Source organism: Streptomyces sp. NPDC090088, from assembly GCF_044747345.1.
In the GTDB taxonomy this organism is placed as follows: domain Bacteria; phylum Actinomycetota; class Actinomycetes; order Streptomycetales; family Streptomycetaceae; genus Streptomyces.
The window spans coordinates 659,485-682,489 of record NZ_JBIVDZ010000004.1; the positions used below are offsets into that span (position 1 = coordinate 659,485).

Genomic DNA, 23,005 nt, shown 5'->3' on the forward strand with positions numbered 1-23,005 from the left:
CATGGCATCCTGGCGCGATGGCATCCCCCAGTGATCGCGCACCCCTTGCCGAACAGGTCGAGGAACTCCTCGCCCCCGGCGGCCCGTTGACCATCGTCACCGCCGGCGACCCGGTCCTCCGGCGCGGAACCGACCCCTACGACGGCCAGTTGGCCCCGGCCCTGCTGGCCCGGTTCATCGAGGCACTGCGCATCACCATGCACGCGGCCCCCGGCGTGGGCCTCGCCGCACCCCAGGTCGGCGTCCCCCTCCGCATCGCGGTCATCGAGGACCCGGCACCCGTACCCGAGGAGGTGGCCTCGGCCCGGGGCCGGGTCCCCCAGCCCTTCCGCGTGCTCGTCAACCCCGCCTACGCGCCCACCGCCCCCACCCGCGCCGCCTTCTTCGAGGGCTGCCTGAGCGTGCCGGGCTGGCAGGCGGTAGTGGCCCGGCACGCCGAGGTGCGGTTGCGCGCCGAGGACGAACACGGCCGCGCGCTGGACGAGTTGTTCACGGGCTGGCCGGCCCGCATCGTCCAGCACGAGACCGACCACCTCGACGGCCTGCTCTACCTGGACCGCGCGGAACTGCGGTCGCTGTCGTCGAACGAGGAGATGGCAAGGCGCTGGTCTCAGCCGACGCCCACGACGGCAGCAGAAGAGCTGGCCTTCAAAATGCCCTGAACTGCAGCGCCCCGTCAGGGGCGCGGGGAACTGCGCAACCAGCCCCCACCGGCCCGCAGGCGACCCACGCCCCATCCTCCTTCGGCCCTACCCCCGATACGCCTCCAGCAGCCGCAGCCACACCTCGCTCAACGTCGGATACGACGGCACCGCATGCCACAGCCGGCTGATCGGCACCTCCCCGACGACCGCCACGGTCGCCGAGTGGATCAGCTCACCCACCCCCGGCCCCACGAACGTGACTCCGCGCAGGGTCTCCGAGTCCAGGTCCACGACCATCCGGGCCCGCCCCTTGTACCCCTCGGCGTACAGCCCCGCCCCCGCGACCGACGAGAACTCGACGTCCACGGCCCGCACCCGGTGCCCGGCCTGCTCGGCCTCCGCGAGGGAGAGCCCGACGGCCGCCGCCTCCGGGTCGGTGAAGACGACCTGCGGGACGGCGTCGTGGTCGGCGGTGGCCGCGTACGCGCTCCACGGCGCGTCCGGCACCGCCGTGTCCGAGGCACGCGCCGCGATCACGGCACCCGCGATCCGGGCCTGGTACTTGCCCTGGTGGGTGAGGAGCGCCCGGTGGTTGACGTCCCCGACGGCGTACAGCCAGTCGGTGCCCTCGACCAGCAGGGTGTCGTCGACCGACAGCCAGGAGCCCGGCTCCAGCCCGACGGTGTCGAGGCCGATGTCGTCGGTGTGCGGGACGCGCCCCGTGGCGAAGAGGATCTCGTCGGCCTCGATCCGGTCACCCGCGTCGGTCACGGCCACGACCGTGCCGTTCTCGCGGGTCACCGACCGGACGGACGTGCCGGTGCGGACGTCGACGCCGGCCTCCTTGAGCGCGTCGGCGACGAGTTCGCCGGCGAACGGCTCCATGCGGTTCAGCAGCCCCTTGCCGCGGACCAGAAGGGTGACCCGGGAACCGAGGGCCTGCCAGGCGGTGGCCATCTCGGTGGCGACCACACCGCCGCCGACCACGATCAGCCGGCCGGGCGTCTCCTGGGCGCTGGTGGCCTCGCGGCTGGTCCAGGGCTTCACCTCGGCGAGTCCGGGCAGCGGAGGCAACTGGGCGCGGGTGCCGGTGGCGACCGCGACCGCGTGCCGCGCGGTGAGCGTGGTGAGGGTGCCGTCGGGGCCGGTCACGGTGACCGTGCGGGGGCCGGCGAGGCGGCCCTGGCCCCGGTAGAGGTCGGCGCCGATGCCGTCCAGCCAGGCGACCTGGCCGTCGTCCTTCCAGTCCGAGGTGAAGTAGTTGCGGCGGGCGAGGACCGCGGGGGCGTCGAGGGGGCCCTGGACCGCCTGGGCGAGCCCTGGCAGCCTGCGGGCGTCGGCCTGGGCGATGACCGGGCGCAGCAGGGCCTTGCTGGGCATGCACGCCCAGTACGAGCACTCGCCGCCGACGAGTTCGCTCTCCACGACCGCGGTGGAGAGACCGGCCGCACGGGTGCGGTCGGCCACGTTCTCCCCCACGGGCCCGGCTCCGAGCACCACTACGTCGTAAGCGATGGATTCCGTTTCCGTCATGGGGCCAGTCTCGCGGGTGGTGTGCGCGGGGGCCACACGGGTAGGCAGGCGGAATACCTGCCCGGTCGGACATGTTGTCGCGAGCGGTTTCGCCCCAGCCCGGGACGCCCCCACATCAGGAAGAGGGAAGCACGCATGAGCAGCACCGTGGAGCTCACCAAGGAGAACTTCGACCAGACGGTCACCGAGAACGAGTTCGTTCTCATCGACTTCTGGGCGGCCTGGTGCGGCCCGTGCCGGATGTTCGCCCCCGTCTACGAGAAGGCGGCCGAGGCCAACCCCGACCTGGTCTTCGCCAAGGTCGACACCGAGGCGCAGCCGGAGCTGGCCGCGGCCTTCAACATCCAGTCGATCCCGACCCTGATGATCGTCCGCGACCAGGTCGCCGTCTTCGCCCAGCCGGGCGCCCTGCCGGAGGCCGCCCTGACGGACGTCATCGGCCAGGCCCGCAAGCTGGACATGGACGAGGTCCGCAAGAGCATCGCCGCGCAGCAGGGCGGCACCCAGGGCGAGTGACACCCCCTAGTGGGAGTGAGACCCCCTAATGAGAGTTAAAAGGGGTACGGCGCCACGTCCGCCCGTACGGTCGTCCACCGCACGTCCGTGAACGCCTCCAGGTTGGACTCGCCGCCGAACCGGGCACCGGTGCCGGAGGCGGCGACTCCGCCGAAGGGGGCCACGGCCTCGTCGTTCACGGTCTGGTCGTTGATGTGGACGATGCCGGTCGGGATGCGTTCGGCGAGGTCCAGTCCGCGGGCCGCGTCCCGGGTGACGATGCCGAGGGAGAGGCCGTAGGAACTGTCCGCGGCGAGGGCGGCGGCCTCGTCGGCGTCGGCGAAGGCACGCACCGGCGCGACCGGTCCGAAGACCTCCTCGGCGTACGCGGGGGTGCGGTCGTCCACGCCGGCGAGGACCGTGGGTCGGTAGAAGAGGTTCTCGTGGGTGCCGCCGGCCGCGAGCCGGGCGCCGTGGGCGGTGCTGGACTCCACCAGGCCGTGGATCTTGGCGAGTTGGCCGGCGTCGATGATCGGGCCGAGGTGGACCTGCTCGCGGTGCGGGTCGCCGACGGCGAGCGAGTCGGCCTTGGCGGCGAGGCGTTCGACGTACTCGTCGACGAGTGAGGCGTGCACCAGGTGCCGTCCGGTGGTCATGCAGATCTGGCCCTGGTGGAAGAAGGATCCCCAGGCGGCGGTGGAGATCACCGCGTCGAGGTCGGCGTCCTCCAGCACGATCAGGGCGGAGTTGCCGCCGAGTTCGAGGTGGGCGCGCTTCAGCCGGCGGCCCGCGGCCTCGCCGACGGCGCGGCCGGCCGCCGTCGAGCCGGTGAAGGAGATGACCGGCACCTGCGGGTCGTCGACCAGCGCCGCGCCGACGTCGGCGGCGCCGGGCAGCACCTGCAGCAGCCCCTCCGGCAGCCCGGCCGCGGCGAACACGGCGGCCAGCGAGAGCCCGCCGCAGACGGCGGTGCGCGGATCGGGCTTCAGGACCACCCCGTTGCCCAGCGCGAGTGCGGGGGCCACCGAGCGGATGGACAGGATCAGCGGCGCGTTGAACGGCGCGATCACCCCGACGACACCGACCGGGATCCGGCGGGTGTACGACAGCCGGGGCGCCTCGCTGGGCAGGACCTGGCCGGCCGGGCGGGAGGCGAGGGCGGCGGCCTCGTAGCACTCCTGGGCGGCGACGTGCAGTTCGAAGTCCGCCTTGCCGGGTATGGAGCCGGACTCGCGGACGATCCACTCGCGCAGTTCGTCGGCGTGCTCCGTGAACAAGTCCCCTGCCCTGCGCAGGACTTGGGCCCGGACGAAGTGCGGTACCCTGGCCCATTCGCGCTTGGCGGCCCGGGCCGCCGCGGCGGCCGGGGAGACATCGGCGGGGGCGGCGAGGGTGACCGTGTCGAGCGTGTCGCCGGTGGCGGGCTCGGTGACGGTGTACTGCGGGCCGGACAGGGCGCTGGCCTGCCAGGTCTTCGGGTCGAGCAGCGGCATGACGGCTCTCCGATCGATCACCGGGTTGCGCGGCTCACGGCGCGCCCATGAGCCGTTTGGTTGAGCGCGCAACATCCTAGCCAGGGGGCGCGGAAAAGCACCGCCCCCGACCAGGGTGACCCATCAGCTGGACTCGCGCCGCACCACGGCGGCGCCGAGCACCTGGTGCGTCTCGGGTTCGCCGCCGAAGTCGCGCACCGCGCGGTCGACCAGTTCGGCGAGGTCGCGGCCGGACGGCAGGTCGATGTGGATCGTGGAGAGCCGGGGGCGCAGCAGCCGGCCGAGCATCAGGTCGTCGGCACCGACCACGGCCGTCTCCTCGGGGATGCGGACGCCCTCGTCCTGGAGGGCGCGCATGAACAGCATGGCGTACTCGTCGTTGTACGCGAACACCGCGTCGATCCCCGACTCCCGCCAGCCGGAGGCGAGTTCGGCCGCCGACTCCTCGGTGTAGGCGAGCGGCAGCTCGGTGAGCGTGGCGTCGGTGCCGCGCAGGGCCTGGCGGAGGCCTTCGACCCGGGGCCGGGAGTAGGTCTCCAGACCGGTCTCCGTGGGGACGACCACGCCGATCCGGCGCCGGCCGCGGGCGTACAGGTGGGCGCCGGCGCAGCGGCCGACGGCGTCGTGGTCCATCAGCAGGGCATGGGCGCCGTCGACCCGTTCGGGGCCGAAGGTGACCACGGCGCGGGCACCGGCCCGCTTGAGGACGGCGACCCCCTCGGGCCCGAGCTCGGCGTCGGGGACCAGCACCGCGACCGGCCGCAACTCGGCCCAGGCACGGGCGGCTTCGTCACCGCGCAGGCCCGCGGTGCCGTACTGCACGACCGTGTAGTCCAGGCGGCTGAGGGCCCACTGGAGGTCGTTGATGAACTGGCCGTAGAGCGGGCCCATCGGGATGGCCGGGGCGGGCATCAGGACCATCCGGCTGTGCCCGGCGCGCAGGCTGCGGGCGGCCGCGTGCGGGACGTACCCGAGTTCCTTCGCGGCCTGGTGGACGCGGCGCCGCGTGGGCTCGCTGATCCGTACGGCGCTGGTGTTGTTGAGGACGTAGGAGACGGTCGCGCGGGAGACGCCGGCCAGGCGGGCCACATCGGCGCTCGTGGGGACCGAGCGCGGAGTCGGCGACGCTGCCGAGGGCGGTTTCGGGATCTGCACCATGACGTACGGCATCTTGGCAGAAGCCCCGAGTGAGCATGGCGGCGGGGCAAGGTGGTTCACGGTTGGACGAATTGGGCCCGGCACGCCGCCGGAAGCACCGTCCGACGAACATGTTCGTCACGAACTTGTTCGGAGCGAACATGTTCGTTAGAGTCGGGGCATGCCAGCCACCCCCCGCTCCCGCCGCGAGCGTCCCGCCAAGCCCGCCCTGACCAGGGAGGGCATCGTCACCGCCGCCGTGGAGATCCTGCGCGCCGAGGGTCTGCAGAAGGTCACCATGCGGCGCCTGGCCCAGGAGCTCGACACCGGACCGGCCTCGCTGTACGTCTACGTCCGCAACACCGCCGAACTGCACGCGGCGGTCCTGGACGAGCTGCTCGGCGGCGTGGCACCGGCCCCGGCGGAGGGCGACTGGCGCAAGCGGCTGGAGCAGCTGCTCCTCGCGTACACCCGGATGCTCCTGGAGTACCCGAGTCTGGCCCGCTCCGCGCTGACCGCCTGGCCGAGCGGCCCGAACTACCTGAATCTCATCGAGACCCTGCTGGGCCTGCTCGCCGAGGGCGGGGTGCCGCGCGAGCGGGCCGCCTGGGGCGTCGACCTGCTGCTCCAGCGCGCCACCGCGACCGCCGCCGAGCACGCGGGCGGGGGTTCCCAGGAGGACTGGGACGCGCTCGGTCACGCACTGACCGAGGTGTCGGAGCGGACCCACCCGCACATCGCCGCCGCCTCCGGACTGCTCATGACCGGGTCACCCGGTGCCCGCGCGTCCTGGGCGTTCCAGGCCCTGATCAGCGGCATCGAGCACACCGCCGTACCCGAACCCCACGACTAGGAGACCACCGTGCCGACACCCCACCACCCCATAGCGATCATCGGCGCCGGACTCGGCGGGCTCACGCTCGCCCGGGTGCTGCACGCGCACGGCGTCGAGACCGCCCTCTTCGACCTCGACGCCTCCCCCGCCGCCCGCACCCAGGGCGGCATGCTCGACATCCACGAGGAGTCCGGCCAGGCGGCGCTCCGCGCGGCCGGGTTGTACGAGGAGTTCCTGACGCACGTCCATGCCGGCGGCCAGGCGGTGCGGGTGCTGGACCAGGACGCCCGGGTCCGTCACGAAGCGGTGGACGACGGTACCGGCGGGCGTCCGGAGATCGACCGGGGCGATCTGCGCGGGCTGCTGCTCGACTCGCTCCCCGAGGGCGTGATCCGCTGGGGCGCGAAGGCCGTCGACGCCCGCCCGCTCGGCGACGGCCGGCACGAGGTGCTCCTGGCGGACGGCGGCTCCTTCACCACCGATCTGCTGGTCGGCGCCGACGGCGCCTGGTCCCGGGTGCGCCCGCTGGTCTCGGACGCCCGGCCCGCCTACTCCGGGGTGTCGTTCGCGGAGGCGGACCTGCCGGAGGCGGACGTACGGCATCCGGTGAGCGCCGAGGTCGTCGGCGGCGGCATGCTGTTCGCGCTGGGCGCGGGCCGGGGCTTCATGGCCCACCGCGAGAGCGACGGCGGTCTGCATGTGTACGCGGCGGTCGAGGCTCCCGAGGAGTGGCTGGACGGGATCGACTTCACCGACACCGAGGCGGCCAAGGAGGCCGTCCTGCGGTCCTTCGACGGCTGGGACAAGAGCCTGCGGGCGCTGGTCGCGGACGCCGAGGGAGAGCTGGTGCCCCGGCGGATCCACGCCCTGCCGGCCGGCCACCGCTGGGACCGCGTGCCCGGCGTGACCCTGATCGGTGACGCGGCGCACCTGATGTCGCCGTTCGCCGGGGAGGGCGCCAACCTGGCCCTGATCGACGGCGCCGACCTGGGCCTGGCCCTCCTCGCGCACCCGGGCGACACCGAGGCCGCCCTGGCCGCCTACGAGGCGGGGATGTTCCCGCGCGCCGCGGCGGCCGCGGCGGAGTCGACGGCGGGCGGCGCCTTGCTGTTCGACGCCGACGCGCCGCGCGGCCTGGTCGACCTGTTCACGGCCGGGCGGCCGGACGTCAGCGGGGCGGCTCCGTCCGCGTGACGCGGGCGACCAGGTCGACCCAGCCGGCCTCCAGGCGCTCCATCGGCATCCCGCACTGCCTGGTCAGATGGTGGATGAGGGCGGGGTCGAGAGAGGCCAGCAGCGTCTGGGCGAGCAGTTCGCAGTCGGCGTCCGGCTCGATCTGCCGCAGCAGCACCGTGACATGGGTGCGCAGGGCGCGGCCCGAGGGATGGGCGTGGCGGCGGGTCGGTTCGGGCTGGGCGGCCAGCTGCAGGTCGAGCTGCTCGACCGCGCGGTAGAGCACCGCGATGCCGAAGGCGCGCAGCCGCTCGACCGGCGGGGCACCGGGGCCCAGCGGGGGCGGCCCGCCGAGGAAGTCGGCCTGCAGCTGCCGCGCCGAGTGGTCGAGGAGGGCCATCAGCAGCCCCGTGCGGTCGCCGAAGCGGCGGAAGACGGTGCCCTTGCCCACCTCGGCCGCCGCGGCCACCGCCTCCATGGTGACGCCGGCCACCCCGTGCTCGGCGATCAGCCGGGCGGCGGCCTCCAGCAGCCGGGCACGGTTGCGGGCCGCGTCGGCACGCAGGCAGGGCTCTTCGGGAGCGGAGGGTCCCACTTCGAGCAACTGCGGTGTGTCGAAGGGCTCCTGAGGCTGCGGGAAGGGCGGCAGGACGCTGGACATGAAGACAGCGTAAAGCATCGGGAACAGAACTGGACCGCGGTCCGTTTGGGATGTTAGAAATTAACCGGACCCCGGTCCGGATTCGTAACGGCAGTGTTTCATCCCCCCTTGGAGTTCCCCCATGTCTGTCCGCATCCTTGCGCTCGTCGGCAGCCTCCGTGCCGGTTCGCACAACCGCCAGCTCGCCGAGGCGGCCGTGAAGCTCGCTCCCGAGGGTGCCGAGGTCGAGGTCTTCGAGGGCCTCGCCGACATCCCGTTCTACAACGAGGACATCGACGTCGAGGGCAACGTCCCGGCTGCCGCCGCGAAGCTGCGCGCCGCCGCCCAGGCCGCCGACGCCTTCCTGCTCTTCTCCCCCGAGTACAACGGCACGATCCCGGCCGTCCTGAAGAACGCCATCGACTGGCTGTCCCGCCCGTACGGCGCCAGCACCTTCGGTGGCAAGCCGGTCGCCGTCATCGGCACCGCCTACGGCCAGTACGGCGGCGTGTGGGCGCAGGACGAGACCCGCAAGGCCGTCGGCATCGCCGGCGGCAAGGTGATCGAGGACATCAAGCTCTCCATCCCCGGTTCCGTGGTCCGCTTCGCCGAGACCCACCCGGCCGACGACGCCGAGGTCGCCGCCCAGCTGACCGAGGTCGTCGCGCGCCTGCACGGCAACGTGGGCGTGGCCGCCTGAGGCACCCCCGCCCCAGAAGAAGGGGGCCGGAGCCGACGAGCTCCGGCCCCCTTCTTCCACGTCCCGTGGCTCACTCGATCCCGGCGAGCCGCTCGACGGCCGGGGCGGCGAAGCTCTCGATCCATCCCGAGGTCTCGCCCAGGCGCGGCGACAGGATGACGGTGTCGAGGCCGAGCTCGGCGTACCCCTCGATGTCCCGGGTGAAGGCGTCCAGGTCACCCGTGGTGGCCGACTCGGCGCCGTACGCGATGGTCTTGCGGATGGTGTCGTAGTCCCGTCCGACGGTGTCGCAGTGGCCGCGCAGCACGTCCAGCTTGTGCCGGAGCCCCTCGGGGGAGCCGGGGATCAGGTTGCAGGCGTCGGCGTACTGGGCGACCAGCCGCAGGGTCTTCTTCTCTCCCCCGCCGCCGATCATGATCTCCGGGTGCGGCCGGCTGACCGGCGCCGGTACGCAGAGCGTCTCGGCGAGCCGGTAGTACGTGCCCTCGAAGGGGCCGTCGTTCTCCGGGTCCCACATCTGGAGACAGATCCGCAGCGTCTCCTCCAGCCGCTCGAAGCGCTCCGCGAGCGGCGGGTAGGGCACACCGAGGCCGTGGTGCTCACGGTCGTACCAGGCGGCCCCGATGCCCAGGGTGGCCCGGCCGCCGGAGACCAGGTCGAGAGTGGTCGCGATCTTGGCGAGCAGACCGGGATGACGGTACGTCACTCCGGTGACCAGGGCGCCCAGCCGCACGGTGGAGGTGCGGCCGGCCAGGTAGCCCAGGGTCGTGTAGGCCTCCAGCATGGGGTCCTCGGCGCCGCCGTTGAACTCCATCTGGAAGTAGTGGTCCATCACCGAGACCCAGCTGACGCCCGCCGCCTCGGCCGCGGCACCGGCGGCGGCCAGTTCGGCGCCGAGGGCGGGCCCGCCGCCGGGGTGGTCGAACCGGTTGATGTGCACGCCCACGCGCATGGCCGTTCTCCGTTCCGCCCGGATGGTCGTATGCTCCATCGACGCTAGATCTTCGAGCGCGCTCGAAGTCAAGCCGCGGCGCGGGGTCCGGACCGGGCACCCGCCGGATGGCGGGGAGCTTCCGCCGTCCGGCGGCCTCCGGTGCGCATACGGCGGAGCGGATCATGGCCCTACGAGCCGCAGTACACCGCCGCGAGGAGCAGCCATGACCTCCGTACCGCCCCCGTTCGACCCCGAACTCTCCGCCGCCCTGGAGCTGATCAAGGACGTGATCTCCCCGGCGTTCACGATGGACGACATCGCCACGATCCGGGAGGGCGCGGGGATACAGCTGCTGGCCGAGCTGGACCTCACGATGGACGGGGCGTTCGCGGTGGAGGACCGCACGGTGCCCGGTCCGTCGGACGCGCCGGAGATCTCCCTCCTGATCTGCCGCCCGGTCGCCCCCGCGACTCCCGGTCCGCTGCCGGTGATCTACCACGTGCACGGCGGCGGGATGGTGATCGGCAACAACCGGGTGGGCGTGGACGTCCCACTGACCTGGGCGAGGGAACTGGGCGCGGTGGTGGTGTCGGTGGAGTACCGACTGGCGCCCGAGCATCCGCATCCGGCGCCGGTCGAGGACGTGTACGCCGGGCTGCTGTGGACGGCGGAGCACGCGAAGGAGATCGGCGGTGACCCGGACCGGATCGTGATCGCCGGCGCCAGCGCGGGCGGCGGCCTCACCGCCGCCCTTGCCTTGCTTCTGAGGGACCGTCAAGGCCCGTCGGTCATCGGCCAGATACTCATGTGCCCCATGCTCGACGACCGCAACGACACGCCCTCCAGCCACCAGATGAAGGGTCTCGGCGTCTGGGACCACACGGCCAACGAGACCGGCTGGACCGCCCTGCTCGGCGCGGCCCGCGGCGGCCCCGACGTCTCCCCCTACGCGGCCCCCGCCCGCGCCGCCGACCTCACGAACCTCCCGCCGGCCTTCCTCGACGTGGGCTCCGCCGAGACCTTCCGGGACGAGACCGTCGCCTACGCGTCCCGCATCTGGCAGTCCGGCGGCGTCGCCGAACTCCACGTCTGGCCGGGCGGCTTCCACGGCTTCGACGGCTTCGCCCCGCAGGCCGCCCTCTCCCAGGCGGCACGGGCAGCCCATGTGACCTGGCTGCGACGGCTGCTGGCGGGCTGAGCGGCCGTCAGCCGACGGGCTCCGGCTGCTTCGTCGGCGCCCGTCGGGCCGTCGCCCGGTCCAGGTGGACCGCGACCGTGCCGTAGAACCGCTGCACGGCGTCGTCGACACTGCGGATGAACCCGGTCTCGGCGTTGCCCCGGCCGCTGCCCATGCCCTTGAGGAGGGAGAGCCGGAAGCCGGTGATCCGGGCGCCGTCCGCCTTCGGCAGCAGGTCGGCCGGTTCGGGGCGGAGCCGTTCGAGGGTGCCGCGCGGCCCGGCGGTGTCGCCCTCCACCAGGGTCTCGATGTGCAGATCGGCCGGCGCCTCGGCCAGCGACCGCACCAGCCGCTTGGCCCAGCTCAGCGGGTAGCCCTGTTCAGGGGCCGGGATCTGCATGGCCGTGCGGAGCCGGCCGGTGCGCAGATCGGCCTCGATCTCCAGCACTCCCGGCGTGCCCTCGATGCGCAGTTCGGCCTGGAGCCGGCCCTGCAGGCACAGCTGGTCGGCGAGCAGGTCCCGGCGCTCCTTGGGGTCCCGGCCGGCCTTGGAGCCACGCACCGGGAGCACCTTCTGCCCGAGTTCGCCGCCCAGGCCCAGGCAGACCTGCCGGATCAGCCGCTCCCAGCTCTCCACCACGTCGAGGGCGCGCGGGTCGCCCTGGCAGAGGGTCTCGTCGTCGATGCCGTTGCGCACCGGGACCCAGGCGGGGCCCATGTTCTGGAAGCCGTGGCAGCCGGAGTTCTCGTGCTGGAGGTAGTGCAGCAGTTCCTGGAGCAGCCAGGCGTGCGCCTTGTTGCCGACGCCCTCGTGCCGGATCAGCATCTGGGCCTGGTGGGCGACCTCGGCCCAGGACAGGTGGCGCAGCGCCACCTTGTGCTTGCGCCGCCCGTCGATCTTGACGTCGACCAGCGGACTGCCTTCCAGCGCCACGTCGTTGGAGAGCGTGATCACGGCCTCGTAGCCACGGCGGGCCGCGATGTCCATGTAGGCCTGTACCTGCTCGGACTTCAGGGCGTTGCCGTTGGTCTTCGTCTCGACCAGGGCGGTCCACAGTTTGCCGGCCCGCTCGACGCGCACGACCCCGTCGGGGCGCCGCGGGGTGTCGCCGTGCGGCAGGGACACCTCGGTGAACGTCTCCATGCGTCCGGCCGGGGCGCCGAAGCCCGCGGTGAGCCGGCGGCCGAACTCGGGTACCTGGGCCATCACCGAGAGCAGGACGGAGGTGGCGCGCGTCTCGCGGTCGCGGTCGCTCTTCAGGGCCGAGACGGGGAAGAGCCGGGCCTGACGCCAGGACTCGTTCTCCGCGAGGGACTTCCTGGCGGCCTTCGGCAGGGTGACCTTCTTCTTCGCCGTGCGCGGCCGGGCGGCCGACGGCCTCGCCGCGGTGTCGTCGGCGGGCGGGCGGGGCGCGGGGACGCCGTCCAGGTTGTCCTTCGCCTCCTGTTCGACCACCGGTTCGGGACCGGCCTGTTCGCCGTCGGCGGGGCCGTCCAGCGCGTCCTCGGGTGCGGCGTCGTCGTCGATGTCGACGCCGAAGTCGGTCGCCAGACCGGCCAGTCCGTCGGCGTACCCCTGGCCGACGGCGCGGAACTTCCACTCCCCCGCCCTGCGGTACAGCTCGCCGAAGATGACGGCGCTCACCGCGTCGGCGTCCGCGACGGTGAACCGGAGCAGCCCGTCCCCGGCCGCGTCGGCCAGGGTGACGGTGAGGTTCTCCAGTTCACCGAAGCGGGCGTCCCGGTACCGGCTGGCCGCCACGATCATCCGGTCGACGTCCTGCGGTACGGCGGTCAGGTCGAAGCCGATCCGGTCCTCGTCGCCGGCCTCCGTGGGCGTCTTGCCGAGCAGTTGCACACTGCCGTCGGCCGCCACCGGGTTGTTGTAGAAGTAGAAGTCGGTGTCCCCGCGCACCCTGCCGTCGGCGCCGACCAGCAGAACGGACACGTCCGCGTCGCCCTCGCCGCTGGGGCTGACCCAGCCCAGGCTGACGATCACCGAGCCGACGTTCTCGCTCAGGGCCGACAACGTGACGTTGGACCCCTTCACCATCTCCTGCATGAATCCCCCCAGGATCCCCACCATCGAGCCCGGCTAACTGTAGTGCGCACCGAGCTCGGCGGTGCCTTCGGTCCGGAATCGACCGACTTTTTATGATCTTGACCGGGCGGGTGGGGAACTCCTGGTCAGCGCAGGCCGAGCGCCCTGCGGTACGGCGGCCTCGGGCCCGCGGTGGTCGCGATGGCCGTGCAGGACGGGAGGGCGGCGCAGGGGGTGGCCGGGGTCAGGAGGGTGTTGTGGGCGAAGTGGAGGTGCTGGGGGTCGCCGCAGTCGGGGGCGGGGGGCCAGGCTCCCGGGTAGGGGCGGCGGGCGAGCCAGGTGGGCACCTTGTCGTCCCAGTGGTTGCCGGTGTAGCGGATGTTGCGGACCGGGCGGCCGCCCCAGTTCTCGCTGCAGCCGCCGATCGAGGCGACGTAGTCGTGGACGACGTTGTCGCGGACGGTGACGCGGTTGCTGGAGTCGTCGGTGTAGATGCCGACGTTCCACACGCCCTGCGGGCTGTCGGTGACGGCGTTGCGGGCGACCAGGGCGCCGTCGGCGTAGGAGGGGCCCTGGTCGCCGCGCAGGTAGATGCCGCCGCCGTCGGCCAGCAGCCGGTTGGTGGCGAAGACCCGGTTGCCGAGGATCCGGTTGCGGCGGGTCAGGCCGCGCAGGTCCTCGCTGGGGCCGGAGAGGATGCCGGTGTAGGGGACGTGGTCGACCTGGTTGTGGGCGAGGAGGGTGTCCTGGGTGGCACTGTTCCAGATGCCGGAGGCGGCCCGGTACTCGGCGCCGATGTGGTGGATCCAGTTGTCCGTGACCCGGTTGCCGCGGCTGGTGCCCCGGGTGGCGGGCGGCAGGACGCCGAGGGCGATGCCGCCGTCCGAGATGTCCGTGAAGACATTGCCGGTGACCGTGGTGCGCGAGCTGTCGGCGGTCAGGGAGAGGCCCTGGGCGCCGAGGTGGGTGAAGCGGTTGCCGGTGAGGGTGACGCGGTCGGTGTACCGGAAGGCGACGTTGCCGGGGACGGTGCGGGCGATGATGTCGCCGCCCTTGCCCGGGCGCATGTACATGCTCCAGGCGGCGGCGAACCCGGCCGGCTCGTTCGGCGCCAGCCAGGTGGCGTGGGCGAAGGTCAGACCGCGCAGGGTGAGGTCGTGGAGCGGGTGGGAGGCGGAGCCGCCGGTGCCGCTCAGGAGGGTCTGGAGGACGGGCGCGACGACCTGCGTGCGGGTCATGTCCTCGCCTGGGCGGGGGCGGTAGAGGAGGGTGTGGTGGGCGGGGCGGGAGCGGTCCAGGTACCAGCTTCCGGCCCGGGTGAGGAACTCGGGGGCGTTCTCGACGTCGTGGGTGCGGGCCAGGGCGTCCGCGCCGTAGAGGGCCCGGGCCATCCTCCAGCACGGCTGGTCCATGGTGACCGCGGTGCGGCCGGCGGCCCGCGCGGAGACGGCCGCGACCCCGCAGCGGCCCTCCACGTAGTCGTAGCGGTACACGACTTCGAGGTCGGCCGGGTGGTGCCAGGAGAGCGGGGTCCTGCTGGTCGTGGTGTAGCCGGTCGCCGTGAGCTTCACCTTCCCGGGCAGCGGGGCGCCCAGGGCGGCGCGCGGGGCCCGGCGGCCGTCGACGTAGAGCTGGCGGGTCTCCAGGGCGCCGACGTCGGCGCGCCGGACGCCGGGCCGGCCGGGGGCGGGACGCCAGCCGGTGACCGGGCGGCCGCCGCTGAGGGTGACCGGTTCCTGGTGCGCGGTGCCGTAGCCGTACGCCTGGTAGACCACCCGGTGGCCGTGGCGGCCGGAGTCGGCGGTGGTCAGGCGGAGCGGGGCGGTGAGGCGGTAGGTGCCGCCGCGCAGGTTCACCGTGACGTCCGAGGCCGTGCGCGGGGCGAGGGCCCGTACCGCGCGCTGGGCGCGGGCCGGGGTGGCGAAGGGGTGGTCGAGGGTGCCGGGCCCGTGGTCGTCGCCCCAGGGGGCCACGTAGAGCCGGGTGGTGGCGGGGTGGTGCGGGGCCGGTGCGGCGGCCGTCGATGCCAGTACGGCCGCCATCGCCAGGGCGGCGGCCGCGCTCCCCCGTGCTGTCCTCATGTGATGCCTCCCGCTCGTCGGATGGCCCCATGGTCGGGCGGGAGGAGGTGCGCGGTCGTCGGCCGATCGTCTCTGCCGGGGTGTCCTTCGGCTACGCCTCGGCGTCTTCGGTGGACTCAACCCCCGTTCGCCGACGCCTTCTTGATCGCCTCCCTGATCCTGGAGTAGGTGCCGCAGCGGCAGACGTTCTCGATCGCGTCGATGTCGGCGTCCGTCGGGTGCGGGGTGCGCTTGAGGAGTGCGGCGGCCGCCATGATCTGGCCGGGCTGGCAGAACCCGCACTGGGCCACGTCGCAGTCCAGCCAGGCCTGTTGGACGGGGTGCAGGGTGTCGCCGTCGGCCAGGCCCTCGATGGTGGTGACCGTGCGGCCCGCGCAGTCGGCGACCGGGACCGTGCAGGGCTGGACCTCCTCGCCGTCGAGGTGGCTGGTGCAGGCGCGGCAGACGCCCACCCCGCAGCCGTACTTGGGGCCGGTGACGCCGAGCAGGTCGCGCAGGACCCAGAGCAGGGGCATGTCGTCGGGGGCCTCGACGGTGACCGGTTTGCCGTTGAGGACGAAGGAGTACGAACGCATCGGTGCCTTCTGGGAGTCGGGAGGCGGTGGGTCAGAAGTCGAGCGGGAAGCTGCGGGGTCTGGTTCCGGTGGCACGGGCGTAGGCGTTGGCGACCGCGCCCGACGCGGCGGGGACACCGAGTTCGCCGGCGCCGCCGGGTTCCCGGCCGGAGGGGAGGATATGGGCCTCGAACTCCAGCGGGGCGTGCCGCTGGCGGGCGTAGTGGAAGTCGGCGAAGCTGCCCTCGCGCACCGCGCCCCGGTCGATGTGCAGCCCGGCCCGCAGCACGGTGGAGATGCCGTCGACCGCGGTGCCCATGAGCTGGGCCTCCAGGCCGCGCGGGTTGACGGCCGTACCCACGTCCGCGGCCATCACGACCTTGGTGACCCGGGGGTTCTTCGGGTCGGTGGCGTCGATCTCGGCGAGGCAGGCGACGGCGGACCCGTACTCCTCGTGGACGGCCACGCCCTGGGCGGTCCCGGCGGGCATGGCCCGGCCCCAGTGCCCGGCGGCGGCCGCCTTGGCGAGGACCGCCCGCACCTCCTTGCTCCGCAGGGTGCCGCGGCGGAAGGCGACCGGGTCCCGGTGCAGGGCGCGCGCGATCTCGTCGACGACGATCTCCTCCACGGTGCGCGACGTGCCGGAGTCCACCGACCGCCAGGCGCCCAGCGGGATTGCCAGCTCGATGCCGCCCGAATCACCGCCCACACGGCCGAAGTTGTACAGGCCGCTGTCGCTGGGCAGCGGCCGCACCCCGGCCGACTGGGCGGTCAGGGCGGTCTCGTCGGACGACTCCCCCACCGAGGCCGTCATGTGCTGGAAGGCCACCACCCGGCCGCCGGCCACGCTGGCCCGGATCCGGTGGTGGCTCGCGGGCCGCATCCTGCCGTGCCGGGTGTCGTCGTTGCGGCTCCACATCAGCTTCACCGGCTTGCGGGCCGCCTTGGAGATCAGGGCCGCCTCGATGGCCGCGTCGAAGTTGAGCCGCCGCCCGAACGAGCCGCCGCCGCGCATCACATGGACCCGCACGGCCGTCTTCGGCAGCCCGAGCAGTGCGGCGATCGTCTCGCGGGCGTCCATCGGCGTCTGCGTGGAGAACCACAGCTCGGCCCGGTCGGAGCGGACGTCGGCGATCGCGGTGAGCACCTCCATCGGGGCGTGGCTGACGAACGCGAACGCGAACTCGCCCTCGATCTGCGTCGATCCGCGCGGCGGGCTGCCCAGGCGGGGTACGGCGGCGCGCAGCCGGGAGCGGATCTCCTTGTCGGAGAGGGCGGCCAGCGGGCCCGGCGCCCAGGTGATCCTCAGGGCGTCCCGGGCCTGGAAGGCGTGGTGGAAGGTGTCCGCGACGACGGCGACCCCGCCGGAGATCCTCACGACCGCGTGCACGCCGGGCAGGGCGCGGGCCGCCGTGTCGTCGAGGGAGACCAGCTTGCCGCGCAGCGTCGGCGGCCGGGCCACCACGGTCGGCTTCGCCCCGGCCACCGCCAGGTCGCCCGCGTACTTCGCGGCGCCGGTGACGATGTCCCGGGCGTCGATCCTGGTCGTGGGCTTCCCGATCACCTGGTGCCGGGAGGCCGGCTTGGGCTTGCTCGACACGTCCGGGGTGCGGATCCGGGCGGCGCTCGCGGTGAGCGAGCCGAAGGTGGCGGTCCGGCCGTCGGGGGCGAGGACCCGGCCGTGCCAGGTCCGCAGCGAGTGCGCGGGAAGGTGCCAGCGGCGGGCGGCCGCGGTCACCAGCCGGGCCCGCGCGGTGGCGGCCAGCTGCCGGGCCGGGCCGTACAGCGAGCTGACCGAACTGGAGCCGCCGGTGTACTGGTTTCCCTTGCTGCGGGCGTCGGCGAGGGGGATCCGCACGTCGGTCAGGCGGGCGTCCAGCTCTTCGGCGATCATCATCGCGACGGCGGTGGTGATGCCCTGGCCGACCTCGACGCGCGGCAGCCGTACGACGACCTCGTTGTCCGCGGTGACCTCCAGGACGAGCATCTCCTCGTCGGTGCCGGTGACCAGGACCCCGGGGGCCGCGGTGGCGCCGTCGGCCTCCGAGGTGTCGCAGCCGAGCGGGGCGGCGACCGTGAGGGTGGCCGCGGCCACCGTGTAGACCATGAATCTCCGGCGGGACGGGCCGGCGGCCCGGGCGGGCGCGTTGCGGTCCAAGGGAGAGGCTCCTGTCGTCGACGGCTGTCTCGACAGCTATGAGGGGCGGACGTCCGCATCGGTTGCCTGCCCCTTCCCCCTGCGGCCGGATGGCGCATGATGGCGGTATGAAAGAGCTGGCGGGGCGGCTGGCCGCGGTGGACCCGGACGCCGGGGCCGCCGTCACGGTCATCACCTACTTCGACCGGCTGGCCGAGTCCCGGGCCGGTCTGGAGGCGCTGGTGCGCGGGGCCGCCGTGCTCGCCGGCTGCCCGGCGCGGCTGGCCGACCCCGAGCGGCTGGTCAGGCTGCGGGTGGAGCCGGACGGCCGGCGCGCCGACAGCGAGGACGCCCCCGACCCCGGCTGGCCCTGTGCGCCGCTGGTGCCGGGCGGGCCGCCCGCGCTCTGGCTGGAGCGGACCGGTGCCCCGGGAACGAGCGTGGTCGACGCGGTGATCCTGGAGCGGGCCTCGGCGGCCGTACGGTCGGTGCTCGACCGCACCCGGGGCCGGGCCCCGGCACCGCCGGTGGACGATCCCGCGCTGGTCGAGACGGTTCTGGACGCCGGTGCCCCGCTGCCCGCCCGGCTGCACGCGGCCCGCTCGCTCGGGCTGGACGGCGCAGGACCGGACGCGCGGGTGCGGGCGGTGGCGGTCGCCGACGGCCCGGCCCGGATCGTCGCCGACGGCCGGGCGCTGCCCGCGGCCGGGCGGATGGGCGTGGGACCGGCCGTGGCCGTCGAGGATCTCCCCCGCTCCTGGGACGCGGCCCGTACCGCGCTGCGGTTCACCGCCGACGGCGGCGGACAGGAACCGGAGCGGCCCGTGGTGCACGCCGACGAGCTGGGCGATGTCGCGCTGCTCGCCGCCCTGGTCGTCCCCGGTGCCGAACCGGCGCCGGACGTCCGCGCGGTGGAGGCCGCGGCGGCGGACGCGCCCTGGATGCTGCGCACCCTGCACGCGGTGGCGTCGACGGCGAGCCTGCGGGCGGCGGCCGGGGAGATCAACGTCCACCACTCCACGCTCCAGGACCGGTTGACGCACGCGGAGCATCTGCTGGGCTGGTCGGTACGCACCCCGCAGGGCCGGTTCCGGCTCCACCTCGCCCTCACCATGCGCCATCTGACGAGGAATCAATAGAGGGACCGGTAGAGGAATCAGTAGACGTCCCGGACGTAACGCTTCTCCGTGGCCAGCTGCTTGACGTACGCCGTCGCCTCGTCCTGGGTCAGCCCGCCGTGCACGGTGGCGATGTCCTTGAGCGCCCGGTCGACGTCCTTGGCCATCCGGGAGGCGTCGCCGCACACGTAGAAGTGGGCGCCGTCCTGGAGCCAGGACCACAGCAGCGGTCCGTGTTCGCGCATCCGGTCCTGGACGTAGACCTTGGCGCGCTGGTCGCGGGAGAAGGCGGTGTCGAGGCGGCTCAGGGTGCCCTCGGCGAGCAGGGCGGTGAGCTCCTCCTCGTAGTAGAAGTCGCTGGCCCGGTGCTGTTCGCCGAAGAACAGCCAGTTGGGGGCGCGGTGGCCGCGGGCGCGCCGCTCTTCCAGGAACCCGACGAACGGCGCCACCCCGGTGCCGGGGCCGACCATCACCATCGGGGTCGCCGGGTCGGCGGGCGGGCGGAAGTGCGGGGAGCCCTGGACGTGCACCGGGACCTCGGTGCCGGGTTCGGCGTCGGCGAGGAAGGGTGAGCAGACGCCCTGCCGGGGCCTGCCGCGCAGGTTCTCGTAGCGGACGACCGAGACGGTCAGGGAGACCTGGTGGGGGTCGGTGAGCGGGCTGGACGAGATGGAGTACAGCCGCGGCTGCAGCCTGCCGAGCACGCCCGCCCACTCCGCCGCGCCGGCCCGGGTGCCGAACTCGGCGGCGAGGTCGACCGCCTGCCGTCCCCAGGACCACTTGGCCAGCTCGTCCTTGTTGTCGGGGCGCAGCAGCTTGCGCAACTCGCGCGGGTCTCGGGCGCGTTCGGCGACGAAGCGGAGCAGGTCCGGGGTGATCCGGGTGATGTCCAGATGCCGTGACAGCGCCTCGGCGAAGGGGACTTCGCCGACGCCGTTGACCTCGACGCCGGTGGTGCCGTCGAGTCCGGTGACGGCGAGCCATTCCTCCACCAGGGCACGGGAGTTGAGCGGGCGGACCCCGAGCGCGTCGCCGGCCTCGTAGGCCAGCGGGGTCTCGCTGTCGCGGGTGTCGAAGGTGAAGCGGCGGACCTCCTTGCCGGCGCCGGGCAGGCTGAGCAGCCGGTTGCCGGTGAGGCGGGCCGTGACGGGGGCGGGGCGCCGGGACCGGGTGGGGGCCGCGGCGGGAGCGGGCGCGGTCTCCTCCTTGAGGGCGATCAGGACCTGGTCCAGCCAGGCCTCCGCCTGTGTCTCGTAGTCCGGTTCGCAGTCGGTGCGCGGCGCGAGCCGGACCGCGCCGAGCTCGTCCATCCGGCTGTCCAGGCGCCGTCCGTGCCCGCAGAAGTCGTCGTAGCTGGAGTCGCCGAAGGCCAGCACGGCGAACCGGCGGCCGGTGAGGCGCCCGGTGTCGAGGGCGGCGAGGCCGTCCCAGAAGCCGCTGCCGTTGTCCGGTGCGTCGCCGTCGCCGAAGGTGCTGGTGATCAGCAGCAGGTCGGCGCCGGTGGGCAGGGCGGCCGGGTCGGCCTCGTCCATGGCGACGAGGGAGGCCGCGTGGCCGCCCGCGGTGAGGCGCTCGGCGGTGGCGGCGGCGAAGTCCTCGGCGTTGCCGGTCTGCGAGGCCCAGAGGATCACCACCTGACGGCCGGGGGCGGGCGCGGTGGCCGGGGCCGTGGGGGCCGTGGCGGAACGGGAGTACATGCCGGCGAGGGTGCCGTTGACCCACAGGGCGTGCTCGGGGCTGAAGGGCGCGTCCGGCGGCAGCACGGGCACACCGGGAGCGCCGACCGGGATACCGGCGAGGAAGCCCACCAGGTACTGCCGCTCGCGATCGGTGAGGACCGGCGGCGGAACGGGGTCGAGGCCGAACACCGAGGCGGCGGAGGGCAGCACGGCCGTGGGGGCGACGACGGCGGTGGCGGAGGGTACGGCGATCGCGGCCGGGGTCTCCTCGGTCCCCGGCGTCTGCACGGTCACCGGTGTGGACACCTTGGTCAGCGACACCGCGCACACCTTCAGCTCGGGCTGGAAGGAGAGCGGGTCGACCGCGTCGCTGGTCACCGCGTTGACGCTGAGGTACTCGCCGAAGAGGTCGTTCCAGTGGAAGGGCGCGAAGCAGGCCCCGGGCAGCACCCGGTCCGTGACGACCGCCGGCAGGACGGCCCGGCCGCGCCGCGAGGCCACCTCGACCGAGTCGCCGTCGAGGAGACCGAGGGCAGCCGCGTCCTCGGGGTGGACCTCGACGAACGGGCCCGGGTTGAGCTTGTTGAGCTTGGCGACCTTGGCGGTCTTCGTCAGGGTGTGCCACTGGTGCTGGAGGCGGCCGGTGTTGAGGACGAACGGGTAGTCGTCGTCCGGCATCTCGGCGGGGTCCAGATGCGGCCGGGCGTGGAAGACGGCGCGGCCGGAGGCGGTGGCGAAGGTGAGGGTGCCGTCGGGGTCGACGTACCGCAGGGGGTTGCGGTCGGGTCCTTCGGCGGTGGCGGCGGGCCACTGGACGGGAGCGGCGCGCAGCCGGTCGTAGCTCACCCCGCGCAGGTCGTAGCCGGTCTGCGGATTGTGGAAGCCCTTGATCTCCTCGAAGATCTCCTCCGCGCTGTCGTAGGAGAAGCCGTCCTCGAAGCCCATCGCGCGGGCGACGGCGGCGATCAGGCGCCAGTCGGCGGTGGCCTCGCCGGGCGGGTCGGCGGCGGGGCGGGCGAGGGTGAGGTTGCGTTCGCTGTTGATGAGGACGCCCTCGGACTCGGTCCACAGGGCGGCGGGCAGGACGACATCGGCGTAGGCGTTGGTCTCGGTGTCGGCGAAGACGTCCTGGGTGACGACGAACTCGGCGGCCTCCAGGCCCTCGATGACGGTCCTGCGGTTGCCGACGGAGGCGACCGGGTTGGTGCAGATGATCCAGCAGGCCTTGATCTCGCCGTCGGCCATCTTCCGGTACATCTCGACGGTGCCCTTGCCGACGCCGTCGGCGCGGATCGTGCCGGGTGCCAGCCCCCACACGTCCTCGACGAAGGCCCGGTCGGCGTCGACGAGGACCGACCGCTGGCCGGGCAGACCCGGCCCCATGTAGCCCATCTCGCGGCCGCCCATGGCGTTGGGCTGGCCGGTGAGCGAGAACGGGCCGCTGCCCGGGCGGCAGATCTTTCCGGTCGCCAGGTGCAGGTTGATCAGCGCGTTGGTGTTCCAGGTGCCGTGCGTGGACTGGTTGAGGCCCATGGTCCAGCAGCTGGTCCACTCCCCCGCCTCGCCGATCAGCCGGGCCGCCGTGCGCAGGTCGGCCTCCGGGATGCCGGTGGTCGCGGCGACGGCGTCCGGCGGGTAGTCGGCGAGGAACTCCGGCAGCGCCTCCCAGCCCTCGGTGTACGCCTCGATGAACGCGGGATCGGTGTGCCCGTTCTCGTGCAGGAGGTGCAGCAGGCCGTTGAGCAGGGCGAGGTCGGTCCCCGGCTTGACCTGGAGGAAGAGGTCGGCCTTGGCGGCGGTGGCGGTGCGCCGCGGGTCGACGACGATCAGCTTGGCGCCCGCCTTGACCCGGTCCATCAGGCGCAGGAAGAGGATGGGGTGGCAGTCGGCCATGTTGGCGCCGATGACCAGGAAGACATCGGCCCGGTCGAGGTCCTCGTAGGAGCCGGGCGGGCCGTCGGCGCCGAGCGAGAGCTTGTAGCCGGTGCCGGCGCTGGCCATGCACAGCCGGGAGTTCGACTCGATGTTGTTGGTGCGCAGGTAGCCCTTGGTGAGCTTGTTGGCGAGGTACTGGGCCTCCAGGCTCATCTGCCCGGAGACATAGAGGGCGACCGCGTCCGGGCCGTGTTCGTCGACGATCGCGCGCAGCCGCCGCGCGGTCTCGGCGACCGCGGTGTCCACGCCGGTGGGGACGGCCTCCTCGCCCCGCTCGGGCCGCAGCAGCGCGGTGGTCAGCCGGCCGGGGGCGGCGAGCATGTCGGCGGTGGTGGCGCCCTTGGTGCACAGCCGCCCGAAGTTCGCGGGGTGCTCCTTGTCTCCGGAGGCCTTGAGGACGGTACGGCGGCCGTCGGGGCCGCTGCCGATGTCCAGGACCATGCCGCAGCCGACCCCGCAGTACGAGCAGACCGTCCGCACCTTGCCGGTGGCGGTGCTGCGCGAGTCCGACGCGGCCACGGGCGCCCCCTGTTCCTGCTGGTCAGCCTCTTCCATTCGACCTCGACCGTATGTACCAGTGATTACGTCGGCGTCACCGCTCCTGATCAACGGGGGTTAAGGCCGCCGCACAGACCCGCCCCGGGCGGTGTGAGCGGGACCGTCCGAGATGCGCCGCCGGGGGACCCGGTGCACGATGAG

Annotated in this window: 17 protein-coding genes; 7 read left to right on the forward strand and 10 right to left on the reverse strand. The window is 73.4% G+C overall.

The features are described from left to right. Positions 1-17: 17 nt before the first annotated feature. Entirely contained in the window at positions 18-662 is a 645-nt protein-coding gene (locus tag ACIPSJ_RS22980) for a peptide deformylase (RefSeq protein WP_401348269.1), read from the forward strand. Positions 663-749: 87 nt separating this feature from the next. Here the strand turns inward: ACIPSJ_RS22980 and ACIPSJ_RS22985 are convergent, their stop codons facing one another. Next, positions 750-2,177: an NAD(P)/FAD-dependent oxidoreductase gene (locus ACIPSJ_RS22985; protein WP_359212387.1), complete on the reverse strand. Its 1,428-nt coding sequence runs from the start codon at positions 2,175-2,177 to the stop codon at positions 750-752. A gap of 135 nt (positions 2,178-2,312) precedes the next feature. On the opposite strand from ACIPSJ_RS22985, the gene trxA reads away from it, so the two are divergent. After that, a complete protein-coding gene (gene trxA, locus ACIPSJ_RS22990; protein WP_355718672.1) occupies positions 2,313-2,693 on the forward strand; it encodes a thioredoxin in 381 nt (126 codons plus the stop codon). A 35-nt stretch (positions 2,694-2,728) separates the two neighbouring features. Here the strand turns inward: trxA and ACIPSJ_RS22995 are convergent, their stop codons facing one another. Both ACIPSJ_RS22995 and ACIPSJ_RS23000 read right to left on the reverse strand, forming a co-directional pair. Beyond that, complete coding sequence (locus tag ACIPSJ_RS22995; protein ID WP_401348273.1) at positions 2,729-4,165, reverse strand: aldehyde dehydrogenase family protein; 1,437 nt, start codon at positions 4,163-4,165, stop codon at positions 2,729-2,731. 123 nt (positions 4,166-4,288) lie between these two features. Further along, positions 4,289-5,335 (reverse strand): LacI family DNA-binding transcriptional regulator, encoded by a 1,047-nt coding sequence (locus ACIPSJ_RS23000; RefSeq protein ID WP_401348274.1) that lies wholly within the window; start codon positions 5,333-5,335, stop codon positions 4,289-4,291. A gap of 148 nt (positions 5,336-5,483) precedes the next feature. Between ACIPSJ_RS23000 and ACIPSJ_RS23005 the strand changes: the two genes are divergently transcribed. Further along, positions 5,484-6,155, forward strand: a complete 672-nt coding sequence (locus tag ACIPSJ_RS23005) for a TetR/AcrR family transcriptional regulator (RefSeq protein WP_359212379.1) — start codon at positions 5,484-5,486, stop codon at positions 6,153-6,155. Between the two features lie 9 nt (positions 6,156-6,164). Continuing rightward, positions 6,165-7,331, forward strand: coding sequence for an FAD-dependent oxidoreductase (locus tag ACIPSJ_RS23010; RefSeq protein ID WP_401348277.1), 1,167 nt, complete (start codon positions 6,165-6,167; stop codon positions 7,329-7,331). Here ACIPSJ_RS23010 and ACIPSJ_RS23015 read toward each other — a convergent pair. Then, a complete protein-coding gene (locus ACIPSJ_RS23015) occupies positions 7,306-7,989 on the reverse strand; it encodes a helix-turn-helix domain-containing protein (RefSeq protein ID WP_365683420.1) in 684 nt (227 codons plus the stop codon). The two genes, ACIPSJ_RS23010 and ACIPSJ_RS23015, sit on opposite strands and share 26 nt — an antisense overlap. 103 nt (positions 7,990-8,092) lie before the next feature. Here ACIPSJ_RS23015 and ACIPSJ_RS23020 point away from each other — a divergent pair, with 103 nt between their 5' ends. Further along, complete coding sequence (locus ACIPSJ_RS23020) at positions 8,093-8,650, forward strand: NADPH-dependent FMN reductase (RefSeq protein WP_355718655.1); 558 nt, start codon at positions 8,093-8,095, stop codon at positions 8,648-8,650. A 70-nt stretch (positions 8,651-8,720) separates the two neighbouring features. Here ACIPSJ_RS23020 and ACIPSJ_RS23025 read toward each other — a convergent pair whose 3' ends face one another. Beyond that, the gene (locus ACIPSJ_RS23025; protein WP_401348279.1) at positions 8,721-9,602 is read right to left on the reverse strand and encodes an LLM class F420-dependent oxidoreductase; all 882 of its coding nucleotides are present in this window, start codon (positions 9,600-9,602) and stop codon (positions 8,721-8,723) included. 205 nt (positions 9,603-9,807) lie between these two features. Between ACIPSJ_RS23025 and ACIPSJ_RS23030 the strand changes: the two genes are divergently transcribed. Then, complete coding sequence (locus ACIPSJ_RS23030) at positions 9,808-10,782, forward strand: alpha/beta hydrolase (RefSeq protein WP_401348282.1); 975 nt, start codon at positions 9,808-9,810, stop codon at positions 10,780-10,782. Positions 10,783-10,789: 7 nt separating this feature from the next. Here the strand turns inward: ACIPSJ_RS23030 and ACIPSJ_RS23035 are convergent, their stop codons facing one another. The 4 genes from ACIPSJ_RS23035 to ACIPSJ_RS23050 all read right to left on the reverse strand — a co-directional run bounded on the left by ACIPSJ_RS23035 (position 10,790) and on the right by ACIPSJ_RS23050 (position 17,544). After that, positions 10,790-12,823: a TerD family protein gene (locus ACIPSJ_RS23035; protein WP_401348283.1), complete on the reverse strand. Its 2,034-nt coding sequence runs from the start codon at positions 12,821-12,823 to the stop codon at positions 10,790-10,792. A gap of 125 nt (positions 12,824-12,948) precedes the next feature. Beyond that, positions 12,949-14,883, reverse strand: coding sequence for a right-handed parallel beta-helix repeat-containing protein (locus ACIPSJ_RS23040; protein WP_401348286.1), 1,935 nt, complete (start codon positions 14,881-14,883; stop codon positions 12,949-12,951). A 116-nt stretch (positions 14,884-14,999) separates the two neighbouring features. Further along, positions 15,000-15,458, reverse strand: a complete 459-nt coding sequence (locus ACIPSJ_RS23045; RefSeq protein ID WP_401348289.1) for a (2Fe-2S)-binding protein — start codon at positions 15,456-15,458, stop codon at positions 15,000-15,002. 31 nt (positions 15,459-15,489) lie between these two features. Beyond that, on the reverse strand, positions 15,490-17,544 hold the full coding sequence (locus ACIPSJ_RS23050; RefSeq protein ID WP_401348669.1) for a molybdopterin cofactor-binding domain-containing protein: 2,055 nt from the start codon (positions 17,542-17,544) through the stop codon (positions 15,490-15,492). A 158-nt stretch (positions 17,545-17,702) separates the two neighbouring features. Here ACIPSJ_RS23050 and ACIPSJ_RS23055 point away from each other — a divergent pair, with 158 nt between their 5' ends. After that, entirely contained in the window at positions 17,703-18,713 is a 1,011-nt protein-coding gene (locus ACIPSJ_RS23055; RefSeq protein WP_401348291.1) for a helix-turn-helix domain-containing protein, read from the forward strand. Positions 18,714-18,730: 17 nt separating this feature from the next. Here the strand turns inward: ACIPSJ_RS23055 and ACIPSJ_RS23060 are convergent, their stop codons facing one another. Then, positions 18,731-22,747 carry a molybdopterin-dependent oxidoreductase gene (locus tag ACIPSJ_RS23060; RefSeq protein WP_401348672.1) on the reverse strand — a complete coding sequence of 1,339 codons (4,017 nt, stop codon included), beginning with the start codon at positions 22,745-22,747 and terminating at the stop codon, positions 18,731-18,733. Positions 22,748-23,005: the final 258 nt, after the last annotated feature.